The following is a 16,406-nucleotide window of genomic DNA, read 5'->3' on the forward strand; positions in this document are numbered from 1 at the left end:
TTAGTGGTGAGTTTGTCCAAGTGGCTGTGTTTGAGGGCAGCACTCGGGGTTTGAAGCCTATTTTCGAAGTTGATGATTTTGCTGTATTTGATAAACCCTCAGGGGTTATGGTGCATCCAACGCGCAAAGAAACACCGTATTGCTTGTTAGATGAGGTTAGATTCCATTTTGGTGACGAGGCTAGTTTGGCTCATCGGATAGATGCAGAAACCTCTGGCCTGGTGTTGGTGGCTAAAAATAAATCAGCCAGCAGCACACTTAAAACCATGTTTGAACATCGACAATATGACAAAGAATATTTGGCCTTGGTTAAAGGTGAAATGTGTCATAAGGTTACTATTGACCAGCCCATTGCAAAAGCGAACGGCAGCATTCGCATGAAAATGACTTGCGATATGTCTGAAGGCAAAGCATCGACGACACATATAGAGCCTTTAAAATATAACAAGACTGATAACACAACCTTGGTTAAAGCCATCCCGATAACGGGTCGGCAGCATCAAATACGCGTACATCTTGATTTTATAGGCCATCCAATTTTAGGTGATCCGTTGTACGGCGTAGACGAGTCAATCGCCAATGATTATCTATCCAAAACTTTATCTAAAGAGGATAGAGTGAGATTAACCGGCGCTCAACGACTGATGTTGCAAGCCCATCATTTGTCATTCACTTATCAAGGGGATAAATACAGTATCACCTCAACATTGATACCATTTTCAAAAATAAACTAAACAATCTAGCACGCATCCTCATACCCACTAATTAACCTAAAAACACCTGTTTTATCAATAAGTAACACAGGTGTTTTTAGGTTAATTAGTGGGGCGATTATAAGCACTATATTATTCATTTTATTCTTGAAAATGGTATAAGCTTTTAAAATTTCATAAATTTTTAAAATGAACAAAAACAGACTAATAAAATCAATTTAATCGCTCTAAAAAGGCTGATTTAAGGCTAAAAATAGCCTTTTTGAGGGTTTTTACGGCTTCAAAATTTTTAACAAAAGGCTTTTGATAAAAATTTAGTAAATTATTAAAATCAGAAGTCTTTGGTGGAAATGTCGTTAGCTTTCAACCAAGTTTTGAATTTTGCTTGAATATCCTCTAAGGTTTGTTGGTCGTCTGCTTCAAAACGCAATACTAAGCACGGTGTGGTGTTAGAAGGGCGAACTAATCCCCAGCCATTTGGATAATCAACGCGTACGCCGTCAATGGTGGTAATCTGCGCACCATCAAAACTGACATTTTCAGCCAGTTTGTTCATGGCATCAAACTGTTGACCTTGCTCATCAAAGTGAATGTTAATTTCTGGTGTGTTGATACTATCAGGTAAATCGGCAAATACTTGCTCGCAGGTTTTGTGCGTTTTTGAAAGGATTTCTAATAAACGCGCACCGGTGTAGAGTGCATCATCAAAGCCATACCAGCGCTCTTTAAAGAAAATATGACCACTCATTTCGCCACCAAGTGCAGCGCCTGTTTCTTTGAGTTTGGCTTTAATAAAACTATGACCAGTACGTGACATAATAGCTTCACCACCATGCTCGGTAATGTCTTTAGGTAGTAGAGAAGAGCACTTGACATCAAAGACAATTTTTGCACCTTTATTGCGATCAAGAATGTCTCTTGAGTAAAGAATCATTTGTCTGTCAGCCCAAATAACATTACCCTTGTTGTCAATCAAACCTAGGCGATCACCATCACCATCAAAAGCAAAACCCATGTCAGCACCGGTATCAATCACCTCTTTAATGATATCTTCAAGGTTGTGAAGTTTAGAAGGGTCAGGGTGATGGTTAGGGAAATTACCATCAATTAAGCAAAACAACTTAGTGACGTTAGCGCCGAGTTGCTCAAATAATTTTGGCGCAATGTTGCCAGCGACGCCATTGCCACAATCGACAACAATTTTTAATGGCTTGTCTAGCTTGATATCAGATTTAATTCGATCAATATAGTCTTGTTCAATGTCCACTTTGGTGGAGGTGCCGTGTCCTGAAGAAAAATCGTTATTTTTAATGCGTTGATAGAGTTCTTGAATTCGATCACCGGATAAAGTCTCACCAGCAATCATAATTTTAAAACCGTTGTATTCTGGTGGATTGTGCGATCCGGTAATCATGACGCCACTGCTAGCAGCTTTAGTATAGGTAGCAAAATAGACCAGCGGTGTTGGCACCATGCCAATGTCAACCACATGACAGCCGCTATCTTTCAAGCCGGTTTTTAGGGCTTGCATTAAGTCAGGACCACTTAATCGTCCGTCACAACCCACCACGACGCCGCGCTCGCCTTTATCAATAGATTCGCTACCAATGGCTAAGCCAATTAACTTAACGGCTTCAGGGGTTAACTCGTCTTTGACAATGCCGCGAATATCGTAAGCTTTAAAGATTGATTGTGAAATAGTCATACTGATAAAATGTAAATATAAATAGTTTATTTTAAGCGCAATGAAAGAGAAATTTGAAGTAATCGAAATTGAAAATCAAACGATGACCCTAAAAGTTAATCGTTCGGGCGGTTGCAGTAGTTGTTCTGCAAGTGGTGGTTGTGGGACAGGTATTTTGGCCAATTATTTTGACCATTATTCTATTTTCAATAAGCCACTTAAAGTCGGTGTCTCTGTGGGTGATCAAGTTGAGCTTGAAATTTCATCAGCAGAATTATTTTGGCGTGCTTTTCAATTGTATTTGTTACCACTATTGGCTTTATTTGCTGGCGCTAGTCTAGGCATGGTTTATTTCCCAGCTAATGAATTGTGGCAAATTGGTTTTGGTTTTTCTGGATTTTTTGCCAGCTTAATCCTGACAAAGTATTTTATAAAGTAACGCTATAAAGCGGTGTGTTTTTGGGATAATCGGTGTATTTTACAGTTTAAATAAATCACATTATGCCAGGTCAAGACGTAGATCCTTTAGAAACCCGAGAGTGGCTAGAAGCCTTTAAATCAGTAGCCCGTGTCGAGGGTAGTGATCGTGCAAAGTTCTTATTAAATCAGTTGATGGATATGGCACACCATGAAGGTATGGATTTACCTACGGGTGTCAATACTGCTTATCTAAATAGTATCGCCAAAGAAAAGGAAGTCGCTTCAGATGTCAATCAAGATATTGAAGATAGAATTTTGGCAATTATTCGCTGGAATGCAATGGTGATGGTGGTCAAGGCTAATCAATTGCCGTATGAGTTGGGTGGCCATATTGCGTCATTTGCTTCGTCAGCTGTACTATATGAAATCGGATTTAATCATTTTTACCGTGGCCCAGATGCAGATCAAGGTGCTGACTTAATCTTCTTTCAAGGGCATATTTCTCCGGGTATTTATTCTCGTGCTTTTTTAGAGGGTCGTATTAGTGAAGCGCAAATGCTAAGATTCCGTCAAGAAGTTGGCGAGGGTGGTTTGAGCTCGTATCCACACCCATGGTTAATGCCGGACTTTTGGCAGTTCCCAACGGTATCAATGGGTCTTGGTCCAATCATGGCGATCTATCAAGCTCGATTCATGAAGTATCTTCATCATCGTGAAATTAAGAAAACCGATAAACGTACTGTTTGGGCATACTTGGGGGATGGTGAAACAGATGAGCCGGAATCACTCGGCGCTATTTCTATGGCAGGTCGTGAGAAACTTGATAACCTTATTTTTGTTATCAACTGTAACTTGCAGCGCCTAGATGGCCCGGTGCGTGGTAATGGCAAGATTATTCAAGAGCTTGAAGGTATGTTCCGTGGCGCTGGCTGGAATGTGATCAAGGTTATTTGGGGTGCTAAGTGGGACGAGCTACTTGAGAAAGATACTAGCGGCCTGCTTAGAAAGCGCATGGAAGAAGTGGTTGATGGTGAGTATCAAGCCTACAAGGCAAAAGATGGTGCTTATGTGCGTGAACACTTCTTTGGCAAATATCCAGAATTGTTGGCCATGGTTGAGCACATGAGTGATGATGAAATTTACCATTTAAATCGTGGTGGTCATGATTTAAATAAAGTATTCCAGGCGTATCATGCGGCTAAAGCTTGTAGTGATAAGCCAACGGTTATCTTAGCTAAAACGGTTAAGGGTTACGGTATGGGTGAAGCGGGTGAAGGTCAAAATACCACACATTCGCAAAAGAAATTAGGGTTAGAACAAGTTGAAATTTTTGCTAAGCGTTTTAATATTCCAGTGACAGAAACTGATGTTAAAGAACTAAACTTCTACAAGCCGGCGCCTGATAGTGAGGAAATGACTTACTTAAACGCTAGGCGTGAAAAATTGGGTGGCTCGCTACCGGTGCGTGCATTTGACACCGAAGTATTACCAACACCTGAATTGAGCGTGTTTGATGCATTGCTTAAATCTAGTGGTGATCGTGAAATGTCAACCACTATGGCGCTCAATCGTATCATGACACTGTTGGTACGCGATAAAAATCTTAAAGACAGAATTGTGCCAATTATTCCAGATGAGGCGCGTACCTTTGGTATGGAAGGCTTGTTTAGACAATTGGGTATTTACTCTTCATCAGGTCAGCTTTATCAGCCAGAAGATCATGACAAAGTTATGTGGTACAAGGAAGATAAAAAAGGTCAAGTGTTGCAAGAAGGTATTAATGAGGCAGGCGCAATTTCTGATTGGATTGCCGCTGCAACGTCTTATGCAACGCACAATACCACCATGATTCCGTTCTACATTTACTATTCTAAGTTTGGTTTCCAGCGTGTTGGTGATCTAGCTTGGGCAGCGGGTGATATGCAAGCCAAAGGTTTCTTGATTGGTGGTACTGCGGGTAGAACAACCCTAAATGGTGAAGGTCTGCAGCATCAAGATGGTGATTCTCAACTGGTGGCAAACACCATTCCAAACTGTGTATCGTACGACCCGACTTATGCTTACGAATTAGCGGTAATTGTGCGTAGTGGTTTGGAGAGAATGTATGAGAAAAATGAAAATATTTTCTACTACATTACCACTATGAATGAGCTTTATGCACATCCTGAAATGCCTGAGAATTCTGAAGAAGGGATTATTAAAGGTATGTATGCATTGAAATCAGTAGGTGAAAGTAAACTGCGAGTGCAGTTAATGGGCTCTGGTACTATTTTGAGAGAAGTGGAAACTGCAGCGCAACTATTAGCAGATGATTGGAATGTTCAATCAGATATTTGGTCGGTAACCAGTTTTAATGAATTGGCTCGTGAGGCACAAGCCATTGATCGTGTGAATCGCTTCAGTACAGACACACCAGCTTCGGCATATGTTACTCAGTGTTTAGAGAATGCCAAAGGTCCAGTGATTGTGGCGACAGACTATATGCGTAATCACGCAGAGCAGATTCGCAAGTATGTGCCAAATCGTTACGAAGTACTTGGTACAGATGGCTTTGGTCGCTCTGATTCGCGCGCTGCATTAAGAGATTTCTTTGAGGTAGATGCGAATTATGTAGTACTGGCAACGCTCAAAGCGTTAGTTGACGAAGGTGACATGGATGGTTCAGTTATTGCGCAAGCGATTGAAAAATACGGTATAAATATCAATAAGCCGAATCCAATGACGGTGTAAACAATAATTGACAATAACGAGGAGAGTGAGTGTGACACAAGAGGAGTATTTAGAAGAGTTAAGATCAGGTGCAAGAATGAGATTTGAGGATTTGATTGCACTGATTGACGATGATTATGATTACACTCCAGCGAGTTTTACCAATGGTGAAGCTAGCAATGCGGTTGATGAAAACCAAGGAAGTGCTAAGTTATTTTGTTTTGCAGCTATTCACCAGCTTAGCCAGCTTGAAACACTGCATTGTTTTGGTCAATATTATCAAGATGTACTTAATACGCCTGAGAGTGATTCTCACGCTAACATTCGAAATTTCATGACTTATGGCTGGGAAGGGTTAAAATTTGACTCCCCGGTGCTGAGCCGAAAGTAATACTTAAACCGCCTAAACGGCGGTTTTTTTTAAATCTATTTTTTATTTATTATGGCACAAACCGATTACAAGTTAAATACAATTAAAGCTGCTTTAATCACACTACACAATAATAAATTGTTTGAGTTTATGGTGATTGGCGTTATTATTCTATCGTCATTATTAATTGGTGTAAAAACCTATGATATTGATCCAGCCTATTTAACAGCACTCCAGGTGATGGACTTATCTGTAACCGTTTTCTTTTTAATAGAAATTGTGATTCGATTTGCCACCACAGAAAACAAGAAAAAATTCTTTCACAATGGTTGGAATGTATTTGATACGATCATTGTGCTGGTTAGTATTATTCCTATTGATCAAAGCGAATATGCTTTGTTGGCACGATTGATACGAATTTTTAGGGTGTTGCGTTTAATCAGTGCCATTCCTGAGTTAAGAAAATTGGTATCTGCATTGGTTAAAGCACTGCCATCAATGGGATATGTGTTGTTGTTGATGTTTATTTTGTTTTATATGTACGCAGCAGTAGGTAGTTTTATTTTTGAGCCTATTAACAAAGAGTTGTGGGGTGATATTGCTATTGCCATGTTAACTCTATTTAGAGTGGTAACTTTTGAAGACTGGACAGACGTGATGTATGAAACCATGAAGATTTACCCTTGGTCATGGGTATATTATTTGTCATTTATCTTTTTCAATGCGTTCGTTTTCTTAAATATGATGATTGGTATTGTCATTGATAAAATGCAAGCAGAAAACAATCAAGAGTTATCAGAGCAAGATATTAATCTTCAAGATAGACTGGCTAGAATAGAGCAAAAGCTAGACAATTTAAAAAGTTAGTTGTTTTTTCTTTGGTCCATATTCATAGATAAGTAATCCTATTAATACAAGTGTAATACCTAAAAATTGAGTCGTGGTAATATACTCATGATTAAGGGTTGATCCAAGTAGTAAGGCAAATACAGGTGTAATTAAAGGCACAATGCCAACGACGCGTACACTGGTATGTTTAATCAGGTAATAATAAGACATAAAGCCAATAACTGAGCCAAAGACAGCTAAATATCCAATGGATAAAGCTGCTTTAATGCTGGTTTCTGGAATGTTGTTATCAAGTATTAACCATGTAATAATAAACAATGGCACACTAACTGCCAATGCGCCAGTTGTGGTTGCTAGTGCAGAAATATTGGTGTTTATTTGTTTAAGCTTGACCGAAATAAACGCTTGAAATGTCATTGCTAGCGTTACACTGATAAGTCCTGTCGTTAGTGTTTCTGCTAATGAAAATGAGTGTTTAAAGATAACAAATAGCCCCGAAAGTCCCAATAAAAGCCCGATAACTTTGCTTGTTGAGAAAAATGCATCTTTTAGTAGTGCTAACGCAAAAACACCAGTGATAATTGGCGTTAAGCCAAATACAACTGAAATTAAGCCTGACGGGATACTGAGCGCTGAATAATACACCAAACTCATGGTGATAAAAATACCTGCACCCGCATAAGTGTAGTTAGCCAAAGCTTGTTTGTGCAAAGGTAGTGTTTGTTTTTTAATGGCTAGAATTATTAAACACAAAATTAGACCTAATAACATTCTGCTAGCCACACTAAAACTAAAGCTAGAGCCAAGGGTTGACCATTGGATGGCTAGTGGTGTGGTTGACCAAATGCCAACAACGGATAAAAAAACGAGATAAATTGGCATCTATGAAGTGCTCGTTGGCTGAATAAAGCCTAATTCAAATAATGTTTTGGTAAATGTTATTTGATTGTTTAATAATTTTCTTGTGTTGCAAAAATTGATTAAATCTTGTACTTGTTCTACTTGATGGTCAAATATCTCTCCATTAATAAAAACCAACAACTGCTGATCTTCAAATAAGTAAGCAATTTTGCACACTGGATAAAGTTCGTAATTTAAGTTGGTGTTAAAACATTCATCTTGATCGTTAAATTGAAAGTTTTGTAAAATTTGCTGATCTAATGTATCAAGTTTGGTGACAAATTTTGTAAAGTTAATTGCATCAATTAATGCAATTTCATTGGCTTTTTGGATGGCAGATTTAGGAATTAGGGCTGGTGTATCTTGGTTAGCCCAAGTGGGGTCTTGATAGTAGTTCGTCGTGCTTTCTACGCTAGAATCATCAAACATTTCTGCAACACTATAAGATCGGTAGCCAAATGATAGTGTCGTGCATTGATCATCAAGGCTTACCCCATGGTGAGCGATTTTAGGTGGGATGTAGAGAATGTCACCAGGCTCAACCTCAAAAACTTGTTCCGGGATAAATTGTTGCATAATTCTGAGCGGCACATCTTCAAGGTAGTTATCTAGCGTGCAATTTTTGGTGCTTAATTCCCAGCGCCGCCTGCCACTGCCTTGGAGTAAAAAAACATCATAATGGTCAAAATGCGGACCAACACTACCACCTTTAGCCGCATAAGAGATCATGACATCATCAAAGCGCCAACGTGGAATGAAATTAAAGTGATCGATTAAGTGGCAAACCTCTGGAATAAAGCGATCAACCCCTTGAACTAGTAGAGTCCAATCATTATCAGGGAGTTTGGCAAAATCATCCACTAAAAACGGACCATTGGTTAGCGTCCATTGCTCGTGATCTATTGAGCCTGTAATTAGGCGTGATTCAAAATCTTCTTCTAAGGACAACCCTGCTAATTCATCAGGGGAAAGGGGAGAGATAAAATCAGGCAGAGCTTGTTTGATTAGCAAAGGTTTTTTTTGCCAATAATCAGCTAAAAATTCCTCTTCTGATATTTTTCCAAAATGTATCAAAATGTTTTACTGGTGGCCATAATGCCTGATAGTTTTAAATGCATAGCCAGAGTGTATTTATTTTTAATTGTGAATATTTGAGTAAGGACAACTTTTGGCGATTTTGGTTATTGTGTTAGGCGCTTTAAGAAGTCTGCACGTGATCCAGCATTAATCCAACCAGTGGCAATGGTTTTGCTATGTGTGTTATTTACTCGGCCACGATGAATGTGTGAAGGGGAGGCTGGAAAAATAACTAACTTTCCCCGTTCTGCCACTTCATGATGATCCTGCCAGTGAAACTCTGTACCAGCTTCTTCGACGGAGTCACAGTAAAGGATCCAGGCTAATACACGATTACTTGGCTCTGTTGCCTCGTCGCTAATTGTCCAGTCACAGTGCCATTGTTTAAAGCCTTCACTTGGTGCGTAACGCTGCAGGTTGAATATAGGCATTACAAATAATTCTTGCTCAGGGCAAACTTGACGAAATAAAGGTCGTTCTTGTAGATAGTGTTCTAGCCCCGCTGAAACCCCTCTCAGGATTAAGTCTGCAATGGCAAATTTTTCAGGGTCAGAATCATTAAGTGCAACGAGACTAATATCTGTTGATACTTTAGCTGGATCCCCATCACTGCCATCAGGGCCAAAAGCCACACCTGGGCGCTGTAAATCTTGGCGACGTTCAAAGAAATCCATAACACCGTCAGCTACAGCTTCAAAGCCTGGATTTTGATATTGACCAATTAACTGCATATCAAGCGCTTGTTGAATAAAATTTTGTGGTTACTGGTGGTAGTTTGGTGCTTCTTTAGTAATTGAAACATCATGTACGTGCGATTCAACCATGCCGGCTGATGTCACTTGAACAAATTCAGCAACCGTGCGCATTTTTTCTAATGTTTCACAACCTGTATATCCCATTGATGACCTAACGCCACCAACCATTTGGTGAATGATAGGGCGGATAGAGCCTTTAAATGCGACGCGACCTTCGATGCCTTCTGGTACCAATTTATCCGCTTTTGAATCTGATTGAAAGTAACGATCTGAAGATCCATGTGCTTGATTCATAGCGCCAATAGAGCCCATGCCGCGGTAAGACTTATAAGCACGACCTTGGTAAAGTTCAATTTCACCTGGAGATTCTTCAGTACCTGCAAGCATTGAGCCTAACATAACACAATAAGCACCAGCAGCAAAGGCTTTGGCGATATCACCAGAATAGCGAATACCACCATCAGCGATTAATGGTACGCCAGTACCTCTTAGTGCATCAGCCACATCAGAAATTGCCGTAATTTGTGGCACACCAACACCAGATACAATTCGCGTGGTGCAAATACTGCCTGGGCCAATGCCAACCTTAACACAATCTGCACCTGCCTTAACTAGATCAAGTGCTGCTGCACCTGTGGCAATGTTGCCAGCAATAATGTTTAAGTTAGGGTGTTTAGCCTTGGTTTTTTTAACGCGATCTAACACACCTTGAGAATGACCATGTGCCGTGTCAATAACAATCACGTCAACACCCGCCTCAACCAAGGCGTCAATACGCGAACCTGTGCCCGCTGCCACACCAACAGCAGCGCCAACTCTTAACTGTTCTTGTTCATCTTTACAGGCGTTAGGATGATCTGTTGATTTTTGGATGTCACGAACGGTAATCATGCCTTGAAGATCAAAATTGCTATTGGTAATAACAACACGCTCAATACGATGCTGTTGTAGTAATGCTCTAACCTCAGACATGTCCGTACCTTCGGTGACAGTGATTAGTTTGTCTTGTGGCGTCATTAAATTGGCCACTGTCTCTTCTAGGTTGGTTTCAAAGCGCACATCACGTCCGGTAATCATGCCGACAATCGTGTTATCTTCAACAACAGGTAATGCCGAGATTTTATATTTTTTCTGTTTGTCTAATACATCTCGAACAGTGGCTTCTGAGCGAATAGTAATTGGCTCACGAATAACACCAGATTCAAAACGCTTAACTTTGCGTACTTCTTTGGCTTGTTCTTCAGTTGACATATTTTTATGAATAATGCCAATACCACCTTCTTGAGCCATGGTAATAGCAAGTTTGGCTTCGGTAACCGTATCCATTGCTGCGGATAATATTGGTGTATTTAGGGTGATATTTTTAGTGAGCTGAGTGGCCATACTAACCTCTTTAGGCATAGTAGTAGAGTGCGCCGGTACGAGTAAAACATCGTCAAATGTTAGTGCGGTTTTTAGTAAGTTCATTTAATATCTCCTGCGGTTAACAAAGTTTGGAAAAATAAAGCCAATTAAGATTCCAATGAATAAAACAAAGCCACCTGTCATAAACCAGTTTCTAGAGCTGGATTCTTGCGTGGCAGTTTTGTTGTTTTTAAGTAATTGAATTTCAGCTTTTAACTGTAAATTAGATGTGGTTAGTTTTTCGTTAGAGTGCTCTAACTTTAAAGCGTCTTTGTAAACTTGTTCAATGTGATTCTTTTCAGCTTCAGATTTACTGGTTTGAATCGACAATTTGGTGTTTTCAACTTTGAGTGTTTGCACTTCAGTTTCTAGCTCCGTTTTGCGTTTTGCTAGTTTGGTAATGAGTAATTTGTTAGCATTATAGGTTTGCTTTAGTTTTTCTAATTGAGCTCTAGCAGGCGGATTATTTGACAAATACCGAGAGATAATCCAACCGGTTGAGCCTTCAAATTTAACTTGGGTCCAACCATCTTCTGTTGCTTGTAAGATTGACAATTTAGAGCCTGATGACAATGAACGAACAATGTTGTCGCCAAAGGTTTTTTCAGACCTCATTGGAATATCCACTTGATCAGTAATATAGACAAATGACTGTGCACTAGCAAGGGTGCTTGTTAGTAGTAGGGCAATTGTCAGATGTTTTAGTTGCATAGCTATAGGCTTGAGATTTTATCTAATTGCGCGTTCAAATCAGCAATTGCATTTAGCGTACTGGCTAATCTTTCGCGTTCAACATTAACAATGGCCTCTGGCGCACCAGAGACAAATTTTTCATTATTTAGCTTACCTTCAAATTGCATCTTTTGTTTATCTAATTTTTCAATTTCTTTGCTTAGACGTGCAATCTCTTGATCTTTGTCGATTAGACCAGCAAGTGGAATAAGAATTTTCATCTCACCAACAAGTGCCATTGCTGATTCAGGCGCTTCGTCACTGGGGGCTAATTTGTTAATCTCTTGCATTTTGGCCAGTGCGCTTAAAATATTAGCATTATTGTTCAGATGAAGTTCATCTGATTCATTGAAATTCTGTACAAAACACGATAAAGGCTTAGAGGGTGGAATGTTCATTTCACCACGGATTTTTCGAATACCTAAAATAAAAGTTTGCAGCCAAATGATTTCAGCTTCTGATTCAGTTGAAACGAGAGTTTCATCAACCTGCGGATAAGACTGAGTCATTAAGCTGGTGTTATCCTTGCCGGTAATGGTATTGCACTGCTCAAAGATTTCTTCAGTGATAAATGGAATAATAGGATGTAGCAGAGTGGTTATTTCATTTAAAACTTTAATGAGTGTTGCTTGCGTTCCAGCCTTGGTGGCTTCATCTTGTAGTAATGGCTTTGATAATTCTAAGTACCAATCGCAGTAGTCATGCCAAACAAATTCATACAGCTCTTGACTCATTAAATCAAGGCGATAATCTGTTAGATGCTTTTCAACGTTTTTCTTGGTGTTTTGTAGGCGTGATAAAATCCACTGATCGGCGGTTGATAGATCAGCTTTTGGATTAATACTCTCACCCTCTAGTTTCATCAATACAAAGCGAGAGGCGTTCCATAACTTATTACAAAAATTTCGATAACCTTCAACACGCTTTAAATCAAATTTAATATCGCGACCAAAAGAGGCTAGGGCAGCAAAGGTAAACCTAAGTGCATCTGTACCAAAGGCAGGAATACCATCAGCAAACTCTTGCTGGGTTTGTTTTTTGATTTTCTTAGCCATTTTTGGCTGCATCATGCCTTGGGTTCTTTTCTCTAGCAAATCTTCTAAAGTGATACCGTCAATTAGATCAATTGGATCAAGTACATTACCTTTGGATTTGGACATTTTTTGCCCTTGTCCATCGCGAATCAGGCCGGTGATATAGATATCTTTAAACGGCACATCGCCCGCAAACTTTAGGCCAAACATAATCATTCTGGCTACCCAGAAGAAAATAATATCAAAGCCAGTAACTAAGACATCAGTTGGATAAAAGCGCGATAAATCTGGTGTTTTTTCAGGCCAGCCCAAAGTTGAGAATGGCCATAAAGCAGAAGAGAACCAAGTGTCTAGCACGTCATTATCTTGAGTTAGCTTAACCCCTTCGCCAGCTTGTGCTTGTGCCTCTGCTTCAGAGTTAGCAACAAAGATATTGCCTTGTTCGTCATACCAAGCAGGAATTCGATGGCCCCACCAAATTTGACGAGAAATACACCAATCTTGAATGTTGTCCATCCAGTTAAAGTAGGTTTTGTTCCAATTTTCAGGAATAAAGCGGATGTCACCGTTTTTAACCGCGTCAATCGCAGGCTTTGCCAATGGTGCAATTTTTACAAACCATTGGTCGGTTAAATAAGGCTCTAAAATTGCCCCGGATCTATCTCCTCGTGGAGGGGTAAGCTTATGTGGCTCGATTTTTACCAAAAGTCCAGCATTATCTAAATCTTTGATAATTTGCTTGCGAGCTACAAATCTATCTAAACCTTGATATTCTTTTGGCGCATTAGCATTCATTTTAGCGTCTGGGGTAAGTAAGTTTATAACTTCCATTTTGTGGCGCTTACCTACTTCCCAGTCATTAAAATCATGGGCAGGGGTGATTTTTACACAACCTGTTCCGAACGCCATGTCGACATACTCATCGGTAATAATGGGTATAGTCCTGTTGGTCATTGGTACGTGCACCCATTTGCCAACAACATCTTTATAGCGCTCATCACTTGGATCAACGGCTAAAGCGCCATCTGCTAGAATAGTTTCTGGACGTGTGGTGGCAATTTCCATAAAGCCATCACCATCTACAAATGGGTATTTGACATGATGCATAAAGCCATTTTCTTCTTGCGCAACGACCTCTAAGTCAGAAATAGCACTTTGCAACACTGGATCCCAATTAACCAGACGCTTGCCACGGTAGATCAACCCTTCTTCGTGAAGTTGTACAAACACTTTATTGACCGCAGCTGACAAGCCTTCATCCATGGTGAAGCGCTCTTTTTCCCAGTCAACCGATGAGCCAAGTCTACGCATTTGCGAGGTGATAGTGCCGCCAGATTGTTCTTTCCAATCCCAGATTTTTTCAATAAATTTTTCACGACCCACATCGTGACGCGTGATATCTTGAGCGGCTAACTGGCGCTCAACCACCATTTGTGTGGCAATACCCGCATGATCCGTACCAGGCTGCCAAAGTGTTTGATCACCCTTGCCACGATGGTAACGGGTAAGCACATCCATAATGGTGTGCTGAAAAGCGTGCCCCATGTGTAATGAGCCAGTAACATTTGGCGGCGGGAGCATAATGGAGTAGGCGTTCTCGCTGGTAGAATTAGCATCAGACGAGAATAGATTTTTGTCTTCCCAAAGGGCGCGATATTTCGCTTCAATTTGTTCAGGATTGTAGGTTTTTTCCATTAACTTATAAAGATGGATTAAACTTTGCAATTATACTATAAAGGGATTGATACGTTGGATAATAAAAGCTGGATTGTGTATTTATTAAAATGCGCTAATAACTCGCTGTATTGCGGGATAACCAACGATTTAACCAAGCGTCTTCGCCAGCATAATGGCGAGATAAAAGGTGGCGCAAAATACACACGTGCCAATACGCCGTGTGAGTTGGTTTATCAAGAAGTGGCGCTTGATCGATCAAGTGCTTCAAAACGAGAGTATGAGATAAAGCAAATGAATAAATCTGACAAATTAAATTTAATCAAATCAGTATGAATAGTTATCAAAGAATTTCATGTGAAGACCATAGTATCTACGAGTTGGTGATTATGCGAGGACAATCAATGAACGTTGAAATTGGTGGTGAGGTAGTCAGCATAAAGCCAATTGACGTGACAACCAAAGAAGGGTCAGAATTTTTAATTTACTTGGATGATCAAGCTCACCAGCAAACGATTCGTGCTGACCTAGTGACTATTCAAAAATAGCGAGCATTAATGAGTGATTTGAACGATGCTATTCAGGGTGATTAATCATGCTTCTTTTTAAATAAAAAGTAGTTAAAACTCTGAATAGAACCGTTTGGATGTGGATGTTTTTCATTAACGGTTTTAATTAGCTCAAACTTACTGCCCAACAGCTGAACAATTTTAACTTCATCGTATTGAACAATATCCAGATTTGAACATTCTTTAGGTCCATCTGGCGAAAAGGTTGCTAATAAGAAAAATCCTTCTTTCTGAAGATATTGATTAAGTTTTTGCAGGTAAGTTTGCTGATCTTTTGGATCAGTCAAGAAATGAAAAACTGCCCGATCATGCCAAAGTTTAAAGGTATTGTTCGGCTGGAAATCCAAAATATTCTCATTATAAAAACTTAGCTTTTTTTCTGATGTTTTTAATCTTAGTTTGAGTGTATTGAGCGCCTCTGTTGATAGTTCAAGTAGTGAAATATCGTTAAAACCTTCTGTTAGTAAATTGTCCGCTAGGATTGACACGCCGCAACCGACATCAATAATACTGTCTGTTGGCTTAACGGATGCCAAAATCCAATCAAAAGAAATGGTGGAATGCGCTTGATTCCAGCTCACCTGGTCATGGTCTTTAGTTTTGTAAATGTTATCCCAATGTGAGAAAGTGTCCGTCATCTACTACTCAGTTTATAATTTAATAATTTTCAGATTATAGGCTAGAAATAATGAGAATTTTGCATACTATGCTGCGTGTTGGTGATTTGGATAAATCTATTGTTTTTTATACGCAAGTATTGGGTATGACGCTATTAAGACAAAAAGATTATCCTAAAGGTGAGTTTACTTTGGCTTTTTTAGGTTACGGCCCTGAAGCTGAAAATCCGGCCTTAGAGTTAACCTACAATTGGGGTAAGAGCGCTTACGAAGTTGGCACAGGATTTGGCCATATCGCCATTAATGTTGACGATGTATACAAGGCCGTTGAAACGGCAAAAAATCAGGGTGCTGAAGTGATTCGTGAAGCGGGGCCGATGAGTGCTGGCACAACCATTGTCGGGTTTTTAAAAGATCCTGATGGGTATGAGATAGAGTTACTATCTAAAACATTCGAATAATTTTTTTAAGCGGAGTTTATTACACAACGCCAAATTTTTATTATCAAGGCATTTTTTGCAGAGATAGTTATTCATATCTTAAGAAAAATAACGCAGAGAATAAGAAATTGGCTACGTGTAATTTTTACGCCCAGATAGGGCGTGCGCTATGGTACAAGGCAATTCCTTGTGCCTAGCAAATTTTCAGTAATATTTATTCTCTAGACAATGATATTGTCTGCTGGTCAAAGAGAGTGTCAGAAAGGTTTTGCCTTAGCAGAAAAAATCTTTAAAAGTTAGCTAGAGTTTAATCGTAGTTTTTACGACCAGATAGGGCGTGAGCAATGGTGTTGATATCTGCATATTCTAACTCGCCACCAATCGGAATGCCGTGTGCAATACGAGTAATTTGCACATTAAATTGCTTAGCCATGTTGCTAATGTAGTGTGCGGTTACCT

General features: G+C 39.7%; 16 protein-coding genes and 1 pseudogene. 8 read left to right on the forward strand and 9 right to left on the reverse strand.

Annotated features, from left to right (window positions below; genetic code table 11):
- Window positions 1–734 (forward strand): RluA family pseudouridine synthase (locus tag PSN35_RS01465; protein WP_300028567.1); only part of this gene is annotated, 734 nt, incomplete at its 5' end.
- Between the two features lie 310 nt (window positions 735–1,044).
- Here PSN35_RS01465 and PSN35_RS01470 read toward each other — a convergent pair.
- Window positions 1,045–2,418, reverse strand: coding sequence for a phosphomannomutase/phosphoglucomutase (locus PSN35_RS01470; RefSeq protein ID WP_300028569.1), 1,374 nt, complete (start codon window positions 2,416–2,418; stop codon window positions 1,045–1,047).
- 40 nt (window positions 2,419–2,458) lie between these two features.
- Here PSN35_RS01470 and PSN35_RS01475 point away from each other — a divergent pair, with 40 nt between their 5' ends.
- The 4 genes from PSN35_RS01475 to PSN35_RS01490 all read left to right on the forward strand — a co-directional run bounded on the left by PSN35_RS01475 (window position 2,459) and on the right by PSN35_RS01490 (window position 6,763).
- Complete coding sequence (locus PSN35_RS01475) at window positions 2,459–2,836, forward strand: SoxR reducing system RseC family protein (RefSeq protein ID WP_300028570.1); 378 nt, start codon at window positions 2,459–2,461, stop codon at window positions 2,834–2,836.
- A gap of 62 nt (window positions 2,837–2,898) precedes the next feature.
- Complete coding sequence (gene aceE / locus PSN35_RS01480) at window positions 2,899–5,547, forward strand: pyruvate dehydrogenase (acetyl-transferring), homodimeric type (RefSeq protein ID WP_300028571.1); 2,649 nt, start codon at window positions 2,899–2,901, stop codon at window positions 5,545–5,547.
- 31 nt (window positions 5,548–5,578) lie between these two features.
- A complete protein-coding gene (locus PSN35_RS01485; protein WP_300028573.1) occupies window positions 5,579–5,917 on the forward strand; it encodes a HopJ type III effector protein in 339 nt (112 codons plus the stop codon).
- Window positions 5,918–5,968: 51 nt separating this feature from the next.
- Entirely contained in the window at window positions 5,969–6,763 is a 795-nt protein-coding gene (locus PSN35_RS01490; protein ID WP_300028575.1) for an ion transporter, read from the forward strand.
- Here the strand turns inward: PSN35_RS01490 and PSN35_RS01495 are convergent.
- The 6 genes from PSN35_RS01495 to PSN35_RS01520 form a co-directional block, all read right to left on the reverse strand.
- A complete protein-coding gene (locus PSN35_RS01495; protein ID WP_300028577.1) occupies window positions 6,752–7,627 on the reverse strand; it encodes a DMT family transporter in 876 nt (291 codons plus the stop codon). The two genes, PSN35_RS01490 and PSN35_RS01495, sit on opposite strands and share 12 nt — an antisense overlap.
- On the reverse strand, window positions 7,628–8,719 hold the full coding sequence (locus PSN35_RS01500; RefSeq protein WP_300028579.1) for a cupin domain-containing protein: 1,092 nt from the start codon (window positions 8,717–8,719) through the stop codon (window positions 7,628–7,630).
- 107 nt (window positions 8,720–8,826) lie between these two features.
- Window positions 8,827–9,453, reverse strand: coding sequence for a 2OG-Fe(II) oxygenase (locus tag PSN35_RS01505; RefSeq protein ID WP_300028581.1), 627 nt, complete (start codon window positions 9,451–9,453; stop codon window positions 8,827–8,829).
- A gap of 30 nt (window positions 9,454–9,483) precedes the next feature.
- Window positions 9,484–10,944 (reverse strand): IMP dehydrogenase, encoded by a 1,461-nt coding sequence (gene guaB, locus PSN35_RS01510; RefSeq protein WP_300028582.1) that lies wholly within the window; start codon window positions 10,942–10,944, stop codon window positions 9,484–9,486.
- Window positions 10,945–11,592, reverse strand: a complete 648-nt coding sequence (locus PSN35_RS01515) for a TIGR04211 family SH3 domain-containing protein (protein ID WP_300028584.1) — start codon at window positions 11,590–11,592, stop codon at window positions 10,945–10,947. It abuts the gene before it with no gap.
- A gap of 2 nt (window positions 11,593–11,594) precedes the next feature.
- Window positions 11,595–14,342 (reverse strand): valine--tRNA ligase, encoded by a 2,748-nt coding sequence (locus PSN35_RS01520; protein ID WP_300028586.1) that lies wholly within the window; start codon window positions 14,340–14,342, stop codon window positions 11,595–11,597.
- A gap of 24 nt (window positions 14,343–14,366) precedes the next feature.
- Between PSN35_RS01520 and PSN35_RS01525 the strand changes: the two genes are divergently transcribed.
- Together PSN35_RS01525 and PSN35_RS01530 are read left to right on the forward strand one after the other, a co-directional pair.
- On the forward strand, window positions 14,367–14,657 hold the full coding sequence (locus PSN35_RS01525) for a GIY-YIG nuclease family protein (protein ID WP_300028588.1): 291 nt from the start codon (window positions 14,367–14,369) through the stop codon (window positions 14,655–14,657).
- Window positions 14,654–14,869, forward strand: coding sequence for a hypothetical protein (locus PSN35_RS01530; protein WP_300028589.1), 216 nt, complete (start codon window positions 14,654–14,656; stop codon window positions 14,867–14,869). Before PSN35_RS01525 ends, PSN35_RS01530 begins: the two co-directional genes overlap by 4 nt.
- A 41-nt stretch (window positions 14,870–14,910) precedes the next feature.
- On the opposite strand, the gene PSN35_RS01535 is transcribed toward PSN35_RS01530, so the two are convergent.
- Window positions 14,911–15,528 carry a bifunctional 2-polyprenyl-6-hydroxyphenol methylase/3-demethylubiquinol 3-O-methyltransferase UbiG gene (locus PSN35_RS01535; protein ID WP_300028591.1) on the reverse strand — a complete coding sequence of 206 codons (618 nt, stop codon included), beginning with the start codon at window positions 15,526–15,528 and terminating at the stop codon, window positions 14,911–14,913.
- Between the two features lie 50 nt (window positions 15,529–15,578).
- Here PSN35_RS01535 and gloA point away from each other — a divergent pair, with 50 nt between their 5' ends.
- Window positions 15,579–15,968 carry a lactoylglutathione lyase gene (gloA, locus tag PSN35_RS01540; RefSeq protein WP_300028593.1) on the forward strand — a complete coding sequence of 130 codons (390 nt, stop codon included), beginning with the start codon at window positions 15,579–15,581 and terminating at the stop codon, window positions 15,966–15,968.
- A gap of 286 nt (window positions 15,969–16,254) precedes the next feature.
- Here the strand turns inward: gloA and recR are convergent.
- Window positions 16,255–16,406: pseudogene (gene recR / locus PSN35_RS01545) on the reverse strand (recombination protein RecR); the annotation flags it as partial.

It is taken from the genome of Candidatus Thioglobus sp. (assembly GCF_028599055.1).
Lineage (GTDB): Bacteria > Pseudomonadota > Gammaproteobacteria > PS1 > Pseudothioglobaceae > Thioglobus_A.